The sequence below is a fragment of the Coprococcus sp. AF16-22 genome, from assembly GCF_003461545.1.
Taxonomy (GTDB): Bacteria; Bacillota; Clostridia; order Lachnospirales; family Lachnospiraceae; genus Coprococcus; species Coprococcus aceti.
This window is the reverse complement of sequence record NZ_QTXH01000001.1, coordinates 544,372-564,377: the sequence shown is the minus strand read 5'-3', so window position 1 is coordinate 564,377 and position 20,006 is coordinate 544,372. Positions and strand designations below refer to the sequence as shown.

Here is a 20,006-nt window from a genome sequence, read left to right as displayed (position 1 = left end):
TATGTTAAGTGCTAATGATTTCAGCAAGAAACAAATTATTTTTATGTTTCCCAAGGAAGGCGATAAACTTACGTTTTCTAATGACAATATTGTAGTAAAGGACAAAGCAGGGAAGACTAAATATCAATCAACATGTTATAGATTGTTTATGTTGTGTATAGTAGGAAATATATCAATAACAAGTGGGCTTATACAACGGAGTAAGAAGTTTGGCTTTTCGATTTGCTTAATGAGTATGACATTTAAGGTGTATGAGGTTATAGGTGCAAGAATGGAGGGAAATACCTTATTAAGAAAGCATCAATATACTTATGAAGGTACTGAGATAGGTATAAGAATTGAGAAAAACAAAATAATTAATCAATCAGAGGCGTTGAGAAAAATAAGAGTAAACAATCAATATATTAAAGAAGGAATTGCTTTATTGGATAGTTTGTCGGACTCTTTGTGCGAAAATATGGATTATTTGACAGTGATGGGGATAGAAGGGAATGCAGCAAAAGTGTATTTCCCAAGAATGTTTGATAATGTTAATTGGAATGGTAGAAAACCCCGAATAAAGAATGATTACATAAATGTTACACTGGATATAGCATATACTATGTTATTCAATATCGTTGATGCGATGTTGCAAGTGTATGGATTTGACACTTATTATGGGGTATTCCATAAATGCTTTTATATGAGGAAATCTCTTGTATGTGATCTGATGGAGCCGATGAGGCCTATAGTGGATTATGCAATACGAAAAGCAATTAATTTAGGACAGTGCAAAAAAGAAGATTTCGATTTATATGGCAGTAGATGGTATTTGCAGATGAAATATAATGCTACATATATACAGTTTATTATGGCAGCGATACTCGATTACAAGGACGATATATTCTTATACATACAAAAATATTATAGATTTTTTATGAAAATGAAAAGTGTAGAACAGTTTCCTAGTTTCGAGTTACATTAGATGGGAGCGAATATGGTTATAGTTAGTTATGATATATCAGATGATAAACTTAGGACAAAGTTTTCAAAGTATTTATCACGATTTGGACATAGATTGCAGTATTCGGTATTTGAAATTGACAATAGTCAGAGAATAATAGAGAATATAGTTACAGATATAAGCAATAAGTTTGAAAAAAGTTTTACTCAGGAGGATAGTGTTATGATATTTAAAATGTCCTCAAATTGTGAGGTGTTAAGATTTGGGTATGCCAAAAATGACGAAAAGGATTTTATTGTTATTCAATAATGCAAACCTTGGTCTTTATAATCAATAATAAATAGGTTACTTAATATATATGGGTAAAATAAATAAAAAAATAATCAAATATGATGGTTACAAGACAGAAAATTGTGTAAAAACACAAAAATGGGGGTTAAGTAACCTATAGTAATTTCTACTGTTGTAGACTTTATTAAAATCAGTCATGTCAGGAGGGTTAAGTAACCTATAGTAATTTCTACTGTTGTAGATTAATCGTTGCATGGTGTACTCCAAGGGGTTAAGTAACCTATAGTAATTTCTACTGTTGTAGATGATGGCAGTATAGGGTCGATAACGGGGGTTAAGTAACCTATAGTAATTTCTACTGTTGTAGATGCACACATTTAGAGCATATTTACTACGGTTAAGTAACCTATAGTAATTTCTACTGTTGTAGATGGTATCCTATCTAAGTCTACCCAATACAGGTTAAGTAACCTATAGTAATTTCTACTGTTGTAGATATGTGTCACTGGTGACCCTATGCCTACAGTTAAGTAACCTATAGTAATTTCTACTGTTGTAGATGAAAGCCTGATTCGCCCTCACTATTGGTTAGGTAACCTATAGTAATTTCTACTGTTGTAGATTGATCTGCCTACAGGCGAGGGCGTAAAGTTAAGTAACCTATAGTAATTTCTACTGTTGTAGATGAAAGCCTGATTCGCCCTCACTATTGGTTAAGTAACCTATAGTAATTTCTACTGTTGTAGATTGATCTGCCTACAGGCGAGGGCGTAAAGTTAAGTAACCTATAGTAATTTCTACTGTTGTAGATAGAATCCAATCTTATACTCTGGTGTGGTTAAGTAACCTATAGTAATTTCTACTGTTGTAGATGCAAGAATGATCTTGAGTGGTGTCTGAGTTAAGTAACCTATAGTAATTTCTACTGTTGTAGATCCTATTCAACCAGCCAAAAAGAGGCCGTTAAGTAACCTATAGTAATTTCTACTGTTGTAGATTGAAGATAATAACAGGAAAAACAGGGAGTTAAGTAACCTATAGTAATTTCTACTGTTGTAGATTTTAGAAAGTCCCTCTCTAGCTCTGATGTTAAGTAACCTATAGTAATTTCTACTGTTGTAGATTTGATCCAAAGAAGGGTGAAACAGCCGTTAAGTAACCTATAGTAATTTCTACTATTAGTAGATATGGATATATAGTGGAATCGTTGGGGAATAAAACAATAGATTTCACAAGTTATAATAAAGCGTTAATGAATAATATTGCTGCATAACAAGGAGAAGTAATTGATCTTAAATGTAAATAAATTTATATAGGGGAAGCGATGGGCAAAAGAAAAAATAGAAAGTATGGCAACAAGCAAAGTGATGTCAAGAAGGATAGGGAAAAAGACATTGAACTTTACGCTGAAGCACTATATTTGGCTTTGAAAAAATATGATGAAGAAAGTAAAGCAAATTCATATAATATCATTAAAGATATAGACGAAAAAGAAAAGTCTAGACAAGTAAGAACCGCGTTAAGAATAGTTTTTCTGCCATTCTTGAGTAATAAAAAAATAATAACACAGGGGAAAATATATATAGATTTACTTGGTTGTATTGTCTCTATTGTAATTAGCTTACTTGGATGGATAATTTGGCTTGCAGGTATACTGGTGATTATAGCCAGTTCTGTAAATATAAATAATATAGGAATATTCCGTACGATAATATTTGTATTTATGGGAATAGGTTTGCTTGCAATAGGAGGAAGTACAATTTTTGCTGGTAGAAAATTTGAAGAAGAGACAGATAGTACAGATATATATGCTTATACGTCAAGCATAATTGCTTTATTGAGTTTTATATTAGCAATTATAGCATTAGTTATTTCGTGTAGATAAGTTGGTATAAGACGATGTAAGAAAATAACTAAAAATGTAATGAAGAATGATACTGATATGTTGAAGCCTGGAAAGGTAATATTATAATGAGAAAGCGAATTTATGAGATAATAGAGGTTGCAAATGATGATGACAAGTTAAGCGCACTATACGATATGTTTATGATGATTGTGATATGTGCAAGTATCATCCCTCTGTGCTTTAAAGAGCAGAATAATTATTTGAACATAATTGATAAAGTTACAGTTACTATATTTGTTATTGATTATCTTTTGAGATGGTTTACAGCAGACTTTAAACTTTCGAAATATAAGTATCGATCCTTTGTTATTTATCCGTTTTCACCTATGGCGATTATTGATTTGTTATCTATTTTGCCATCTGTAACTATTCTGAACTCTGGGTTTAGACTATTCAAATTATTTAGGTTGATACGAACCTTCCGTATATTGAGGTTTGTGAGATATTCCAAAAGTATTAGAACAATAGTTGAAGTCCTGAAGAAAGAAAAGAGCATTTTGATGGCTGTGTGTTATTTGGCATTTGGGTACATAATAGTATCAGGACTTATTATGTTTTAGGTCGAGCCAGAAAGTTTTAATTCGCTGTTTGATGCATTATATTGGTCGACCACTGCACTTACTACTGTAGGCCACGGTGATATATACCCGGTTACTGTATTTGGAAAGCTGGTAAGTATGGTATCATCTATAGTCGGTATAGAAGTAGTGGCGTTACCGGCAGGAGTTATAACTGGTGGTTATATTGACGTGATAAAAAGTGAAAAAGATAACGATTGAGACCTGTTGTAGGAGGACTTCCCCATGCACATATACATAGACGCCGACGCCTGCCCCGTAGTAGGCATAGCAGAAGACATAGCAACAAAATACAACATCCCGGTAACTCTTCTATGCGATACGAACCATGTCCTCACATCTGATTACAGTGAGGTTATCGTGGTTGGAGCAGGGGCGGATGCCGTGGATTACAAGCTGATAAGCATTTGTCACAGGGGCGACATAGTGGTTACGCAGGATTATGGCGTGGCGGCGATGGCGCTTGGCAAAGGTGCGTATGCAATTCATCAGTCGGGCAAATGGTATACAAATGAGAATATCGATCAGATGCTTATGGAGAGGCATCTGAACAAAAAAGCGAGAAGGGCATCGAGCAGGAATCATATCAAAGGACCGAGGAAGAGGACAGAAGAGGATGACCAGAGATTTGCGGAGTCTTTTGAGAAACTGCTGCGAAAGGCAAATAATCTGTAGATACATATGAAGGTGATGAGGGATTCGAACCCTCACCACACATGAACCGAAAGAGGTCAGATTTTAATGGATAAGAAAAAATCAATTTCAACGATAGAATATTACAATACATATGCTGACAGATATTCAGAGATCACCAGAAATGCTGACATGTCGGACATTTACAAGCGATTTGAGGAACATCTCAAGCCGGGCAGCAGGATTCTTGATCTTGGCTGCGGCAGTGGCCGTGACAGCAAATATTTTCTGGACAAGGGATATGATGTCGTATCTCTGGATGCGTCTGAGGCTATGTGCAGGAAAACTCAGGAGCTGACGGGAAAAGAGGCTGTACATAATCGCATTGAGGACATGAATTACGAAAATGAATTTGATGCTGTGTGGGCATGTGCCTCGATGCTCCATGTTGACAAGGGTGATATGATCAAGATCTTTGCGAAGGTTATGAAAGCACTTAAGATTGATGGTGTATTTTATGCTTCGTGGAAGTATGGAAAAGGTGAGCAGACGCGGGATGATGGAAGAACATTTGCCAATTATACCGAGACAAAGGTTTGTGATATGGTGTATTCGGTTTCAGGCGCGGTCCTTGAGGATGTATGGACGAGTCAGGATGTCAGGCTTGACAGGATAGGTCAGGGACATTTGTGGGTAAATGTTCTGGTGAAGAAGACCAGAGTTGTCATAACTGAGAAGGAATTTCTGAACATTTTCTGGAAGCAATACCAGATTATTGAGAAGGATGTCAGGATCAGTTCGGAGTATGTGGACATTCACAAGAGCAACTTCCCGACATTTTCAAGCAGATACATAAATATGTTTCTGAACATCTGCAGCAATATTGATTCTCTGATTGAGATATATTGCAAGATGGTAGAGGAGGACGATTACAGGAAGAAGTACAATATACATGACAGGCTTACTCCTGTGCTTAGGAAATTCCCGGCTATCAGGCTTGACGCAGTTAGGACGATAGACACATTTGAAGATATCGAGTTGAAGCCGTTCAGCGCATTTGTGGATGGCAGGATCGCGGATTGGTGGAATGACTATAACCTGGTAAAACATGCCAGAAGCGAGAAGAATGAGAAGACAGGGAAGTACAATTTCCAGAGCGCAAATCAGAAGAATGTGCTGACTGCCCTGGCTGCGTATTTTATCGTGTGCAACCGCATATACGAGGAGATATGCGAGATCTCGGCGACGCCGAAGAAGCTGCTCAAGTCGAAATTATTCCTGTACGTGAAGAATGGTGAGTAGATAAGGAAAGGTAATAGACCATGGTAAAACAGATAGTAAGAGATCAGATGTTTCTCAGCCAGAAGTCATCTCCGATGACGACTATGGATGCGGGAATCATAGCAGATATGCAGGACACATTAGCGGCAAATCAGGCGAGGTGCGTCGGCATGGCGGGCAACATGATCGGATATAAGAAGAGGATAATTATCGTCAGTATGGGATTTGCCAATGTTGTCATGCTGAATCCGGTACTCCTATCAAAGTCGGGGGCTTACGAGACAGAGGAGGGATGTCTGTCTCTGGACGGCACGAGAAAGGTGACAAGGTATAGAGACATAGAAGTAGAGTTTCAGGATGCATCATTTGCAAAAAAGCGTATGAAGTTCAACGGATATATAGCCCAGATAGTGCTCCATGAGATGGATCACCTTGAGGGGCGAATAATTTAGGAGAGTTTATGGAATCAAAAGACGGAACATGGATTATGTATGGAGTTTCGGAGGATGATCCGGAGTGCCTGCATACGGTGGACGAACTTATCGGATATATAGAGGAAGTGGGATTTCTTCCTCTTTTCCGCAATGAGATACCTGGATTTTCGGTGGAAGAGCGAACCACGGAGAAGTATTGGTGGAGTGAAGACCCGCAGAGGGATCCTTGGGTGTGGCGTGAGATCATAGCCAGAAGAGGCGATATCGCATACGGCAAATTTTTCCACAATAAGGCGGGATTTATCTCAAAGAAATGGTTCCCGTATTTTGCAAATTATAGAAGAGCTGGATATGATTTCGATGCCAGATGGGATGATGAGCTTGCATCATTCAGGCAGAAGAAGATCATGGATCTGTTCATGGATGACCGGATAGACGAGGAGAGCGATGCGGAATTTGCAGCAGAAAAGCTGGATAGTATGTACAATACAGAACTTTTTTCATTCGATATAAAGAAGCTTGCCGGATTTGGCAAGGGCGGAGAGAAAGGCTTTGAGGGTACGATGACACAGCTCCAGATGCAGACATACCTGTGCGCATGTGACTTCAGAAAACGGTTGAACAAGAAGGGCGCGGAATACGGATGGAATGTGGCTGTGTATTCCATGCCGGAGAAGCTGTGGGGATATGACCACGTGACGTCCGCATATGGTGAGAGCCCTGAGGAATCGTGGGAGAGGATAGTGAAGCATATGGATGATATCTACCCGATTGCCACAGAGAAACAGATAAAGAAAGTCTTAAAGTAGAGACGGTATACAGAAAACTCTAATTCAAAACTTTACATCAAAAGTTTACACATAACATTACATATATATTTACATATGTGTTTACATATGTTATGTTTATATGCAAGTCAGGTTATAAAGAATAATATGATGCCTACTTGAAGAGGAGAAATGATGAACACTGTATATGATGTTATTATTGTTGGAACTGGCGCTGCAGGCTTGTTCTGTGCGTTGAATTTTCCAGAGACAAAAAAGGTCTGTATTATCACAAAAAGGCGGGCTGATGAGTCCGATTCTTTTTTGGCCCAGGGTGGCATATGTATGCTGCGGGGTGAGGAAGACTACGAAGATTACTTTGAAGACACCATGAGAGCCGGTCATTATGAGAACAATAAAAAGACAGTCGATCTGATGATCAGATCATCGAATCTTGTTATCAGAGAATTGATAAGGCTTGGAGTTAGATTTGAGAGGGATGAGAGCGGAAAGCTTGCCTTCACCAAGGAGGGAGCTCACAGCCAGCCCAGAATATTGTTCCACGAGGACATTACCGGCAAAGAGATTACATCCACTTTGCTGGAATGTGCAAAGAAGAAATCCAATATCGAGATATATGAGTATACGACTATGCTCGACATCATCTGCAATGACAATGCCTGTGGTGGAGTGGTTATAGCTGATGAGGCGAAGAATATAAGCATACTTAGATCCAACAACGTTGTATTGGCGTGTGGTGGAATCGGAGGTATATATAAGAACTCAACGAATTTTGCCCATATAACAGGTGATGCCATAGCAATTGCCTTAAAACATGGTGTAGAGGTAGAGAATCTGAATTATGTGCAGATCCACCCGACAACACTGTTTAGCCGGAATAAGGGAAGAAGATTTTTGATATCTGAATCTGTGAGAGGCGAAGGCGCATGGCTTCTTAACAAGGCGGGCGAAAGGTTTACAGATGAACTGCAGCCTCGTGATGTAGTCAGCCATGCAATATGGAAACAGATGGAGATAGATGGAACGGAGCATGTGTGGGAAGATCTGAGACCACTTGGAAGAGATGTGATCTTGCAGCATTTTCCACATATATACAAGCAGTGCAAGGATGAGGGGTATGATGTGCTTGTTGAACCAATACCGGTTGTGCCGGCTCAGCATTACCACATGGGTGGAGTGAAGGCAGATCTCGCCGGAAGGACATCCATGGAAGGATTGTACGCGGTAGGAGAAGCCGGATGTAATGGAGTGCATGGCAGAAACAGACTGGCAAGCAATTCGTTACTTGAGTCGCTTGTATTTGCACAGAGGGCGGCAGATGATATCATGTTCAGCAGAGAGCACAGAGGCTGTGGAGAAGACAACATAGATCTGTCTGAATATGAAGATATAGATGGTTTGTTTAGAGAATATAAGAATATAGTTTTGACAGAAACGGAAAGAAGAGGCTGAGAATGAATCAGATAACAATGAAATTGAATGCGGACAAGCTTATAATGATGGCTTTACAGGAGGATATCACAAGTGAGGATGTATCCACAAATGCGGTGATGCCAAAGGCACAGAAAGGAAAAGTAGACCTGATATGCAAGCAGGATGGAATCATTGCAGGACTTGATGTATATGCAAGAGTATTTACCCTCTTAGATGACAGCACTGAGGTTGAGTTCTTCTGCAAAGATGGCGATGAGGTGAAGGCTGGCCAGCTTATGGGAATTGTGACTGGTGATATCAGGGTTCTTCTCTCTGGCGAGAGGGTTGCGCTTAATTATCTCCAGCGTATGAGTGGCATAGCTACGTATACCCATGAGGTTGCAGAACTTCTTAAAGGAAGCAAGACTACTCTGCTGGATACCAGAAAGACCACACCTAATTGCCGTATATTTGAGAAGTATGCAGTCAGAGTCGGCGGAGGCAGCAATCACAGATACAATTTGTCGGATGGAGTATTACTTAAGGATAATCATATAGGCGCTGCGGGAAGTATAACCAATGCAGTGAGAATGGCAAAGGAGTATGCACCATTTGTCCGCAAGATAGAGGTTGAAGTTGAGACACTGGATCAGGTAAAAGAGGCTGTTGAAGCGGGAGCCGATATCATTATGCTTGACAATATGACAACGGATCAGATGAGGGCTGCGATTGATTTGATCGATGGACGTGCGGAGACAGAATGTTCAGGCAATGTTACAAAAGAGAACATAGAGAGCATGATATCATTGGGAGTGGATTATATATCAAGCGGTGCGCTTACACACAGTTCACCTATAATGGATATATCGATGAAAAATCTTCATGCGGAGGAATAAAGTGAAGGCAAAAGAGAGAAGGGAAAGGATACTTGACATTGTGAAGAATTCAGATGTTCCTGTTCCGGCAAATAAGCTTGCGTCAGAATTCGATGTCAGTAGACAGATAATAGTGCAGGACATTGCAGTGATCAGGGCGGCTGATGATGGCATAATTGCAACTAACAGGGGTTATATATACAAGAATGAATCAAAATGTCAGAGAGAGTTTAAAGTAAAACACGGTTATGACAGGACTGAGGAAGAACTCACGATCATAGTTGATTATGGCGGTGTTGTAAAGAATGTAAGTATAAGTCATACGGTGTACAATCGTGTTACTGCAAAGATGAATATTGCTTCCAGATACGACGTGGCAAAATTTATGAAAAAATTGGAAAACAGCCAGTCGTCCCTGCTTGGAAATGCTACGAACGGATATCATTACCATCTGATAGAGGCTCCAAGTGAAGAAATCCTGGACAACATAGAGCAGAAGCTTGATGAGACAGGCTTCCTTGTTCCGTGGCAGGAGTGGGAGAAATAATACAAAATGATTTGGAGAGAATAAAATGACGATAAAAGAGATACAGGAAGAGATAATCAGACTGAAGAAAGAGAAAGATTTCTGCATACTGGCACATGCTTATCAGGGACATGAGATTCTTGAAGTTGCAGATTATATGGGAGATTCATATGGACTTAGCGTTGAGGCGAGCAAGGATTCCCGCAAAAATATAATAATGTGTGGTGTGCGTTTTATGGCGGAGACATGTAAGATATTGTCCCCTGATAAGAATGTGTACCTGCCTAACCCTGAAGCTGGATGTCCGATGGCTGAGCAGATGAATCTTGAAATGCTGGATGAGATGAAGAAGAAGTATCCGGGATATGCGGTTGTCGCCTATATAAATACGACTTCTGAATTGAAAACTGCCTGTGATGTATGTGTGACATCCTCATCAGCAGTGCAGATCTGCAGCAAGCTTGATAACGACAAGATTCTTTTTATTCCAGATCCGAATCTTGGAAACTATGTTCAAAAGCAGATGCTGGAAAAGAAATTTGCATTTTTTAACGGCGGATGTCCTAGACATCTTGCGGTTACCCTAGATGATGCTTTGAAGGCAAAAGAGTTACATCCACATGCGGAACTTCTTGTCCATCCTGAGTGCAGGCCGGATGTAGTTGCAGAGGCTGATTATGTAGGTTCAACCACAGGAATCATGGCATATGCCAGAAAGTCAGAGAAGAAAGAATTCATCATCGGTACAGAGCACAGTATAGTGGAGCATCTTCAGTATGAGTGCCCTGACAAAATGTTCTATCCAATTTCTTCAAAGCTGATGTGCCATAATATGAAGCTTACTACCCTGGTTGACATATTGAATGTATTAAAGGGCACAGGTGGCGAAGAGATAGTCCTTTCTGATGAGGTGATGGAGGGAGCATCCCGCTGCATCGACAGAATGATCGCGCTTGGATAACGAGGTGTGGATTATTATCCAGAGCAGTGGGACATATCCATGATCGATGAGGATATGGACAATATCGTAGAGCTTGGATGCAATGTCATCCGTATAGCGGAGTTTGCATGGCATATCATGGAAAAAACGGAGGGGCAGTATGACTTTTCGTTCTTCGATCATGTCATCAGTAAGGCAAAGGAGAAGGGGCTTCATGTGATACTTGGAACCCCGACAGCGACTATTGCTTAATTATATAAAATACGGTTGCTTATTAGTTCATTAAGCGACCGTATTTTTTGTTTATGTGTTATAATGTAATGCAGATGCATAACATTTGTTTTTGAAAAATATAATTAGCCTGACTGGCTAAAGTACAGGAGGAAATCATGGGTATTGTTGAATTAAAAAATGATAAGATTGCTATAAAGGTGAATACTCACGGTGCTGAGCTTGTGAGCCTGAAGAGTATCGAGACAGACAGAGAATACATGTGGTGCGGTGATGCTGAGTATTGGGGAAGAGTTTCTCCTGTGCTGTTTCCATTTGTGGGAAAGCTGGAAGGACAGCGTTACAGACATAACGGGGTGGTTTATGAGAATATACCTCAGCACGGATTTGCAAGGGACAGCGAGTTTGTAGTGGGTGGCCAGACTGGTGATACACTGCTGTTTGTGCTTGAGAAGAATGATACATGGCAGAAGAGCTATCCGTTTGATTTCAGTCTTTGTATAGGATACAGACTTGAAGGTTCATCTGTACATGTTATGTGGACCGTTGTGAATGAGGGAACTGACACGATTCATTTTTCTATCGGTGCCCATCCTGCATTTGCATGTGAGGGAGGCATCGGCGGTTATTCTCTGGATATGCACACAGGTAAGAACGAGATTGAATGTGGTCTTTTGACAGCAAATGGAGTTCTTGGAGATAGAACAGTTACGCACAGACTGACAGATGGAGTCTTAAAGCTGCGTGATGAGATGTTTGATGAGGATGCCCTGATCATGGATGGTAAGGGTATAAATACGATTACATTAAGGAACTCATCTGATGCGCCGGTTTTGCAGTTGAGATTTGATGTGCCGCAGATAGGCATATGGTCTCCTGCAAAGAAACATGCGCCATTTGTCTGCATAGAGCCTTGGTTTGGCAGGTGTGACCGCGAGGGATATGACGGAGATCTGGCGGACCGTGAGTATTCAAACAGTCTTGAGGCTGGCCATTCGTTCAGCAAGGAGTATGTCATCGACATACTATAATGGAAAACATATCATGTGTCAGATTAAGATATAGCAGAATATAATTTGTAAGCAGGGCGGGACATCCCATTGGTGAGATGTCCCGCCCTGTTTGTTATGTTTCATATACATTAATGTAGAATCTATGTAAAAGGTGCCTGACCCCATTGTTGTTCCTTTTTGTAGAGTGCTGAAAATACTACTTGACATATGATACTATGCGACGTATAGTATACTGCGTAAGGAGGTATAGCGATGGATATACAATTGAAGAGAGGGATGCTCGACGTGTGTGTGCTTGCGGCCATCAAGGACGAGGATTCCTATGGATATCAGATCATCAAAGATATGAAGCCGTATGTGACGATATCAGAGTCCACACTCTATCCTATCCTCAGAAGACTTGAGGCGGGAGCACTGCTCACGGTTCATTCCGTGGAGCACAACGGAAGACTCAGAAAGTATTATCATATTACGGATGCCGGAAGAGCCAGGATAGAAGAGTTCAAGGAAGAGTGGAAGGAACTGGAATCCATATACAGATTTATTGTGAAGGAGGAAGTCAGAGATGAATAAACAGGAATATCTGGAGGCAATAAGAAGCAGGATCAGTGCGATGCCGGCCGATGATGTGAACAGGTTTATGGATTATTACAGTGAGATGATAGATGACCGCGTGGAGGACGGCCTTTCCGAGGAGGAGGCTGTGGCAGATATGGGATCACCTGATGCAGCAGTGGAGCAGATACTTGAAGATATGCCGCTTACGAAGCTTGTGAAGGAGAAGATCAAGCCAAAGCACGAGCTCAAGGCATGGGAGGTCGTACTCATAGTACTTGGTTCTCCGGTGTGGATTCCACTTCTTATTACGGCGTTGGTATTGCTGCTCACGTTGTGGATAGTTGCATTTGCACTTCTTATTTCATTCTACGCAGTTGTGCTCAGCTTTGTGGCAGCGGGAATAGGCGGACTGATATGTGCCATACCGCTGTTCATAGCCAACAGCCCATACACAGCAGTTCTCATGCTTGGAGCAGCACTCATTGGAATAGGTATAGCGATACTGTTTGTTGTATCCGTCAAACCTGTTACGGTTGGTATATTTAAGGTCTGCAAGGCCAGTGTGAATGGTATAAAGAGAATGTTTGTAAAGGAGAAATAGGCATGAGTAGAACAAAGAAAGCTGTTATAGCTGCATCGATCATGATCGTGGCTGGAATTATCACTGTGATCTCAGCACTTGTTGTAAATGGATTCAGATGGCCGAATGTGACAGTTAATCTGGCCCACATGACATCAGAGCCGGTGAACTACGTAAAGAAGACTGTTGATATAAAAGATAAATTCACTGCAATTGATGTAAAAAGCGCATCAGATGTGGATGTTGCCGTGAAGAAGGCGAGTGGAGATACAAGTTATGTGGAGTATTATGACTGCGGGAATCTGACACATCATGTAGATATATCAGATGGTGTGCTCAGGATAACCGCAGACGACAGCAGGAACGCAGCATTTAACATTTCCATTGGTGTGTATTCTGGAGCATGGCCATCCGTGACGGTGTATCTGGCTGGTACGGAGTACGATGATCTGAAGATTGTGACCAGCAGTGGTGACGTGGATATGGAATATTATCTGGCAATAGGTAATATCGATATAGAGGCCGCCAGCGGCGATGTGATCGTAAATGGTGCAAATGCAGATGCTCTGACGGTGGCGACCAGCAGTGGTGACATTAAGCTTGACAGTGTATCGTCAAAGGATACAAGAATATCAGCAAACAGTGGTGACGTCAGTCTTGGTGATGTGGTTATGGATAATATTGATCTGAAGACCTCCAGTGGCAATATCACATCTGGCAGTATAAAGGCAAAACGTATAAACGGTCGTGCGTCAAGTGGTGACGTAATGATTAGAGACTGTGATGCTTCTGAGATCAATGTCGTGACAACCAGTGGTGATGTATCGATCGGCATTGGCTCAGAAATGAAGTATGAATACAATACAAAGACATCCAGCGGTGATGTAAATGTACCGGACTCGGTTGAGGGAGCAGATGGAAAGTGCAATATCGAGACTAGTAGCGGAGATATTGATGTCACACAGTAAGTCGTAACTGAATACATTTGAAAATTGGTTCAAGGCAGGTCTTCTGAAATGGAATGACCTGCCTTGAGTTGTATTTAGGCTAAATTAAAGTTAATTAATGAAATAAAATGTCGGTAAAGGCCTCTGCTTATTGTGGATTCACGCTAAAAATGGTATCTTTAATATGTATATATATTTATACGGAAGAAAATATCAGGGAGAGTAAAGGATGAGTGCATTTGCATTGAGACTTGCAGTATTACCTTCGGTGTTACTGCTGTTATTTGTAGTCAGAAGAAATAAGAATAGCAGGGATCCAATGAGCCTGCTAGTATGGCTTGCGGTTCTGGGAGCTGTCAGCACGATACCGGCAGTAGTCGTGGAGCTGGTTGGGGGCGTATTGTTATACTACATGGGATTGGAATCCGGAACGGCGGTTTATGAGCTGGTCAACTGCTTCTTTATAGTGGCGATGATCGAGGAACTGGGCAAATTCCTTGGAATGTTAATACTTACATGGAAAAATAAGAACTTTGACCACAGCTATGACGGCGTTATATATGGCGTGTGCTCGTCGCTCGGATTTGCAACACTGGAGAATATCCTGTATGTATTCCAGGGTGGAATAGGACTCGGAATCCTGAGGGCTGTGACAGCAATCCCACTTCACTGCTCATGCGGCGTTATCATGGGATATTTCTACTCAAAGGCGAGAGAGAATGCGAACAAGGGCGAGGGTGCCGCAGGCAATATGCTGATAGCATATTTTAGCACCATGGGAATACACGGACTGTATGATTTTGTGCTGTCGATTGATGACACCAGCGTGATCCTGTGCATACTGGTTCTGATCCTGTCGGTGGTTCTGATGTTCCTGCTCATATCCCATGCGGCAAAGAACGATCATATCATAGCGGTAAATCCTATATGGGTGAATCCGTATAATTTCAGATATATACCTATGCGTGGATACAATCAGCCAAATATGTACGGGCAGAACATGCAGTACAATCAGCCAAATATGTACGGGCAGAACATGCAGTACAATCAGTCAAATGTATATGGCCAGAGGCAGAACACCATACGGACAAATGCATACGGCCAGACGGGACAGTACAATAATCAGCAGAGTGGCTACGGCCAGCAGACCCGGTATGGTCAGCAGTATAATCCGCAGAGCAGATACAGTCAGCAGAGCGGTTACGGTCAGCGGCCGGGGCAGTACAATCAGCCAGGCAGCTATACTCAACAGCCAGGACAGTACAATCAGCCGTCAAGTGGCTACAGTCAGCCACAGCGGTACGATCAGCAGAATGGCTACAGCCAGCAGACCCAGTATGGCTGGCAGTCACAGCAGAATAATCAGTATAGCGGCTACGGTCAGCAGCCACATTACGGTCAGTCATCACAGTATGATCCGCAGAACACATACAGACAGTAATAAAATATTTATATAGAGGAGAACAGGCAAATGTTATTGATAAAGAATGGAAGAGTCATTGATCCGGTCACCCATACAGACGAGGTCATGGATGTGCTCATCGACGGCAATCACATAGTTAAGACAGGATACGATCTGGAGGCAGAGGGTGCGGAGGTCATCGATGCAGATGGACTTGTAGTTGCACCGGGACTGGTAGACACTCATGTACACTTCCGCGATCCGGGATTTACGTACAAGGAAGACATCGAGACAGGTGCCGCCGCCGCTGCAAGAGGAGGCTTCACGATGGTGGTATGTATGGCGAATACAAAGCCGGCGGTGGATAACCTTGAGACTCTCAAGTATATACAGGATAAAGGTGCAAAGACCGGAATACATGTAGTTCAGACAGCCACAGTCACAAAGGGCCTTGCTGGCAAGGAACTCGTGGACATGGACAGTCTTGCGGCTGCAGGTGCAGCAGGATTTACCGATGACGGAATCCCAATCATGGATGAGAAGCTTCTTCTTGAGGCTATGGAGAAGGCAAGGGATCTTGATCTTCCGGTGAGTCTTCATGAAGAGGATCCGCTGTTCATTGTACAGCCGGGAGTGAATCAGGGAAAAGTATCAGAAAAGCTTGGATACGGCGGTGCATCCCGCACAGCGGAGGATATTATGGTTGCAAGGGACTGCGTCCTTGCACTTCACACAGGTGCATCAGTGTGCATACAGCATATAAGCTCAGGCAATTCCGTGGATATAGTGAGAACTGCAAAGAAGCTTGGAGCGGACGTACATGCGGAGGCAACTCCACATCATTTCACCCTTATAGAGGATGCTGTGTTGAAGTACGGAACCATGGCGCGTATGAATCCTCCACTCAGAACCGAGAAAGACAGAAGACAGATTATAGAGGGAATACAGGATGGCACAATAGATATGATAGTGACGGATCACGCCCCGCACAGCAGTGAGGAGAAGGCGAGACCGCTTGACAAGGCGCCAAGTGGAATAACAGGGCTTGAGACATCTCTTGCCCTTGGAATATATTCCCTTGTACAGCCTGGATATATCTCACTCATGAAGCTCATGGAACTAATGAGCAGGAATCCTGCAGAATTTTACCGCATGGAACCGGGCAAGATAGCAGAGGGAGCTCCTGCGGATATAGTCATATTTGGCGAGAATGAGCAGTGGACAGTGAACAGCTTTGCGTCAAAGGCATCCAACAGTCCATTTGCCGGATGGACTCTCCCAGGAAGGGTTCACTATACAATCTGTGGCGGAAATATCGTGTATGACGCAGAAAAGTACGATGCTGAACATGATGTGTAAGATGCGGGCAGCAGGATATAAAATGTAAGATATGAGAAGATCATAACAGAGATGGGACATATAGATATGGACAAGATAAGACGACATTATACATTCAGAGGAAGAGTGCAGGGAGTTGGCTTCAGATACAGGGCGAGCTATGCTGCATCCATGTACGGAGTCACCGGCTGGGTGTGCAACAGATATGATGATTCTGTTGAGATGGAGGCTCAGGGGCTGCCTGAGGCTATAGACAAGGTGATAGCAGTTCTCAGAAATGACAGATATATATTTATAGAGGATATGGATGTCAGGGAGATACCTCTGGAGAATGACAGCGGATTTCATGTGAGATCAAGCTGGTAACGCGCGTAGATAAGGAGAGTGGACATATGGTAAAGATAGATTTGATAACGGGCTTTCTGGGCTCAGGCAAGACGACATTTATTAAGAAGTATGTGAGCTACCTTGTTGGCAAAGGATATAATGTCGGAATCCTTGAAAATGATTATGGTGCAGTCAACGTGGACATGATGCTTCTTCAGGATGTGATGGGCGAGAACTGTCATGCTGAGATGGTGGCAGGTGGCTGCGGCGAGGACTGTCACAAGAGAAGGTTCAAGACAAAGCTCATAGCGATGGGGATGAGCGGCTATGACAGAGTCATTGTTGAGCCGTCCGGAATATTTGATGTGGATGAATTCTTTGACGTCCTCCACGAGGAGCCACTTGACAGATGGTATGAGGTGGGAAGCATCATTTCCATAGTCGATGCCGGACTTGACCGGGATATGAGCAGACAGTCCAGATATGTGCTTGCGTCTGAGGTTGCGAACTGTGGAACTCTGGTGATGAGCAAGGTTCAGGATGCATCGGAGGATGAGAAGAGGAGCACAATAGAATATATCAATGAAGTGCTCACCGAATTTCAGTGTAAGCGTCAGTTCTGCGATGATGTTCTGGAGAAGAACTGGGATGATTTCACGGACGATGACTTTGAAGGTTTTATGTCAACCGGATACAAATTAAACGACTATGTAAAATTATGGTTCAAACAAAGTGATGTGTTTAACTCGGTATATATCATGAATAAGGTCATGCCTCAGGAGCGGCTTGAGACGATAGTCAGGGATATATTTGCGGATAAGGAATGCGGAGATGTCTTTAGAATCAAGGGTTTTCTCCCTGTAAATGACACCGGATGGATAGAACTCAACGCCACGGCAAAAAAGACCGAGGTGAGACCTATAGAGAACGGGCAGGAGATCATAATTGTGATCGGCTCGAATTTGGTGGAGGACAAAATAAAACGGTACTTTGAGTAAAGAGGCTGATGGACAGGAGCGGATTTTCATGACAGACAGGGCTAAGAAATTGAACAGAGAAGAGAAGCTTCAACTTCAGGCTGAAAAGCTGAAAGAACAGGCACAGATAGATCTTGAGGGATACGTTATGTGTCGTTCTGCACTCAGGGCGACCAGAACGGATCTTCATGAGGAGTCGGAACGGTATGACAGACTTAGGGAAGAATATGAAGAGCTGAAGAACAGACGCGCGCCGTACAAGGTGCTGTTCTATAAACGCAGAAGGATCAGAACGTGTAAAAAGCACATAAAGGAGCTGGGAAGGGCAAAGAAACGTCTGCGCAAACAGATGAAGGAACATCGTGAGGGTGTCAGACGAAGAACTGTTACCAACACATTTGCATTTGTTGCAGCGCTTGCGATGTTCGCCATGATGGCGTGGAGGATATGGCAGCTCGCACAGGGTGTGTACTATATGGCATTTTACAGAAATGGTGAGGCCCTTGAGATAACGGCTGTTGCTGTGCTCAGGCAGCTCCTGCTTGTGGCGTGCATCGTATATGGCCTGGTGGTTGTATGGCAGTCACTGCAGGTATGGGGCATGAAGCGGGAAGGCTGGAATGGTGTAATAAGAATTAAGGTGAAACAGAAGGCCTACTGGATTATGATGATAGGCGTACCGCTTCAGATAGTAAGTCATGGAGATATGCTGACAAATGCCATGATGCTCATAACCATAATAAGTCAGATGGTCATGGCGACACTTTTGTCGACAGTCCAGTCGAGAAGGATACTTGTGAAGATATTTGCATGGTGTTATGTCGGGGGAATCTGTGTGATATGGCTGTATGGCGGAGTGTACTGCAGAAACTTCGAGATATCGGGAAATGATTCCGGAACCAGCACCTATGCGGTTGACAACAAGTCGAATTTCTCGCAGATATGGGAGATGTCGACTGAACCGGAATTCTATCATATGGGTATGTATGCCCAGAACAGGGATACAGATTATGGCATGATGATCATTCCGGGACTTGCGTATGCTGATACGATAGGCAGTGAGTCGAGGGAGATAGAGAACTGCACGTCCATGACGCCACAGGGGCTGGCAGTTACGAAGGAGTATACATTTGTCAGTGCTTACTGCAAGACGAAGAAACACAAATCTGTGATATTTGTTCTTGATACACAGACCGGGGAATATATTAAAACACTGGTTCTCAAGGACACGACACATGCCGGAGGACTTGCGTATGATACGAAGAATAATGTGCTGTGGGTTTCCTCGTATATGATCGATGAGGATGAGGACAGGAGCAGGAAGGCATCCATATCATGTCTTACGCTGGACTCCATAGAGAAATATGATGTGGCTCAGGGAAAGCCGATAAAATACAGGAACACATGTAGCGTCATGTTCCCTGCAACGTCATTTATCACGATATATGACGGACATATATATGCGGGCTACTGGCGAAAGGATAAGAACAGCTACAGCATGGCAGCCAGCTACGAGATCGTAAATGGCGGCACCGCCATATCCTCGGAGGAGGACGAGGCTTTCTATATACCAGGAAGGGTGCAGGGGCTTCAGGTGTACAAAAATGAGATAATATTCTCTATATCATATGGTATAGATGAATCCAGGATAGAGGTATACGATACAGATATAGGTAAGCTGTCCAGTGTGAATTACGGCACAGAGACACCAAGACAGGTGGTTAAGCTCCCGCAGAAGCTGGAGCAGATATATTCGTATAATGGCAAATTATACTGCCTGTTCGAGTCTGCAAGTTTTGCCTACAGGCTGACAGCACCGGTGTGTATGGACAGGATCGTGGGGCTTGATGAGATGGCACTTGTAGAGTAGCTCAAAGTGGTTCAAGGTGAAAAAATGGAGGGTTTGGGATGAACGAACAGAATATTAACAATGGAATGAATGGAGGCCCGGGGATGCCCCCGCCGCCACCGCAAGGGTATATGAACATGAATGGAGGCCCGGGGATGCCCCCGCCACCACCGCAA

At 42.6% G+C, this 20,006-nt stretch carries 21 protein-coding genes, 1 pseudogene and 1 CRISPR repeat array; all 22 genes and pseudogenes read left to right on the top strand.

The window, feature by feature from the left end:
- Position 1: 1 nt before the first annotated feature.
- Positions 2–964 carry a type V CRISPR-associated endonuclease Cas1 gene (cas1, locus tag DWW60_RS02540; protein WP_117874292.1) on the top strand — a complete coding sequence of 321 codons (963 nt, stop codon included), beginning with the start codon at positions 2–4 and terminating at the stop codon, positions 962–964.
- A 12-nt stretch (positions 965–976) separates the two neighbouring features.
- Positions 977–1,252: a CRISPR-associated endonuclease Cas2 gene (gene cas2 / locus DWW60_RS02535; protein ID WP_117874291.1), complete on the top strand. Its 276-nt coding sequence runs from the start codon at positions 977–979 to the stop codon at positions 1,250–1,252.
- A gap of 126 nt (positions 1,253–1,378) precedes the next feature.
- Positions 1,379–2,420: direct repeats of the CRISPR family, unit length 36 nt; unit sequence GTTAAGTAACCTATAGTAATTTCTACTGTTGTAGAT.
- A gap of 138 nt (positions 2,421–2,558) precedes the next feature.
- Complete coding sequence (locus tag DWW60_RS02530; RefSeq protein ID WP_117874290.1) at positions 2,559–3,119, top strand: hypothetical protein; 561 nt, start codon at positions 2,559–2,561, stop codon at positions 3,117–3,119.
- Positions 3,120–3,205: 86 nt separating this feature from the next.
- Positions 3,206–3,919, top strand: a pseudogene (locus DWW60_RS13955) (ion transporter).
- A gap of 24 nt (positions 3,920–3,943) precedes the next feature.
- A complete protein-coding gene (locus DWW60_RS02520; protein ID WP_117874289.1) occupies positions 3,944–4,393 on the top strand; it encodes a YaiI/YqxD family protein in 450 nt (149 codons plus the stop codon).
- Positions 4,394–4,459: 66 nt separating this feature from the next.
- On the top strand, positions 4,460–5,653 hold the full coding sequence (locus tag DWW60_RS02515; protein ID WP_117874288.1) for a class I SAM-dependent methyltransferase: 1,194 nt from the start codon (positions 4,460–4,462) through the stop codon (positions 5,651–5,653).
- Positions 5,654–5,673: 20 nt separating this feature from the next.
- Positions 5,674–6,084 carry a peptide deformylase gene (locus DWW60_RS02510; protein WP_015534796.1) on the top strand — a complete coding sequence of 137 codons (411 nt, stop codon included), beginning with the start codon at positions 5,674–5,676 and terminating at the stop codon, positions 6,082–6,084.
- An 8-nt stretch (positions 6,085–6,092) separates the two neighbouring features.
- Positions 6,093–6,875, top strand: a complete 783-nt coding sequence (locus tag DWW60_RS02505; RefSeq protein WP_022216814.1) for an AlkZ-related protein — start codon at positions 6,093–6,095, stop codon at positions 6,873–6,875.
- Positions 6,876–7,025: 150 nt separating this feature from the next.
- Entirely contained in the window at positions 7,026–8,306 is a 1,281-nt protein-coding gene (locus tag DWW60_RS02500) for an L-aspartate oxidase (RefSeq protein WP_055144816.1), read from the top strand.
- Between the two features lie 2 nt (positions 8,307–8,308).
- Complete coding sequence (nadC, locus tag DWW60_RS02495) at positions 8,309–9,163, top strand: carboxylating nicotinate-nucleotide diphosphorylase (RefSeq protein WP_022216812.1); 855 nt, start codon at positions 8,309–8,311, stop codon at positions 9,161–9,163.
- Between the two features lies 1 nt (position 9,164).
- Positions 9,165–9,689 (top strand): transcription repressor NadR, encoded by a 525-nt coding sequence (locus DWW60_RS02490; protein ID WP_022058290.1) that lies wholly within the window; start codon positions 9,165–9,167, stop codon positions 9,687–9,689.
- Between the two features lie 25 nt (positions 9,690–9,714).
- Positions 9,715–10,629: a quinolinate synthase NadA gene (gene nadA, locus DWW60_RS02485; protein WP_117874287.1), complete on the top strand. Its 915-nt coding sequence runs from the start codon at positions 9,715–9,717 to the stop codon at positions 10,627–10,629.
- Positions 10,630–10,635: 6 nt separating this feature from the next.
- Positions 10,636–10,860 carry a beta-galactosidase gene (locus tag DWW60_RS02480; protein WP_070097446.1) on the top strand — a complete coding sequence of 75 codons (225 nt, stop codon included), beginning with the start codon at positions 10,636–10,638 and terminating at the stop codon, positions 10,858–10,860.
- Positions 10,861–10,997: 137 nt separating this feature from the next.
- On the top strand, positions 10,998–11,870 hold the full coding sequence (locus tag DWW60_RS02475) for an aldose 1-epimerase family protein (RefSeq protein ID WP_015534791.1): 873 nt from the start codon (positions 10,998–11,000) through the stop codon (positions 11,868–11,870).
- Positions 11,871–12,104: 234 nt separating this feature from the next.
- Entirely contained in the window at positions 12,105–12,425 is a 321-nt protein-coding gene (locus DWW60_RS02470) for a PadR family transcriptional regulator (protein ID WP_117549107.1), read from the top strand.
- Positions 12,418–13,011: a DUF1700 domain-containing protein gene (locus DWW60_RS02465; RefSeq protein WP_117549106.1), complete on the top strand. Its 594-nt coding sequence runs from the start codon at positions 12,418–12,420 to the stop codon at positions 13,009–13,011. The genes DWW60_RS02470 and DWW60_RS02465 overlap by 8 nt, the downstream gene beginning before the upstream one ends.
- A gap of 2 nt (positions 13,012–13,013) precedes the next feature.
- Positions 13,014–13,958 (top strand): DUF4097 family beta strand repeat-containing protein, encoded by a 945-nt coding sequence (locus tag DWW60_RS02460; RefSeq protein WP_117549105.1) that lies wholly within the window; start codon positions 13,014–13,016, stop codon positions 13,956–13,958.
- A 208-nt stretch (positions 13,959–14,166) separates the two neighbouring features.
- Positions 14,167–15,378, top strand: coding sequence for a PrsW family intramembrane metalloprotease (locus DWW60_RS02455; RefSeq protein ID WP_117549104.1), 1,212 nt, complete (start codon positions 14,167–14,169; stop codon positions 15,376–15,378).
- Positions 15,379–15,408: 30 nt separating this feature from the next.
- On the top strand, positions 15,409–16,698 hold the full coding sequence (locus DWW60_RS02450; protein WP_117874285.1) for a dihydroorotase: 1,290 nt from the start codon (positions 15,409–15,411) through the stop codon (positions 16,696–16,698).
- Between the two features lie 51 nt (positions 16,699–16,749).
- The gene (locus DWW60_RS02445) at positions 16,750–17,043 is read left to right on the top strand and encodes an acylphosphatase (protein WP_015534784.1); all 294 of its coding nucleotides are present in this window, start codon (positions 16,750–16,752) and stop codon (positions 17,041–17,043) included.
- Between the two features lie 26 nt (positions 17,044–17,069).
- Positions 17,070–18,002, top strand: a complete 933-nt coding sequence (locus DWW60_RS02440) for a GTP-binding protein (protein WP_117874284.1) — start codon at positions 17,070–17,072, stop codon at positions 18,000–18,002.
- A gap of 28 nt (positions 18,003–18,030) precedes the next feature.
- A complete protein-coding gene (locus tag DWW60_RS02435) occupies positions 18,031–19,851 on the top strand; it encodes a hypothetical protein (protein WP_117874283.1) in 1,821 nt (606 codons plus the stop codon).
- Positions 19,852–20,006 lie beyond the last annotated feature (155 nt).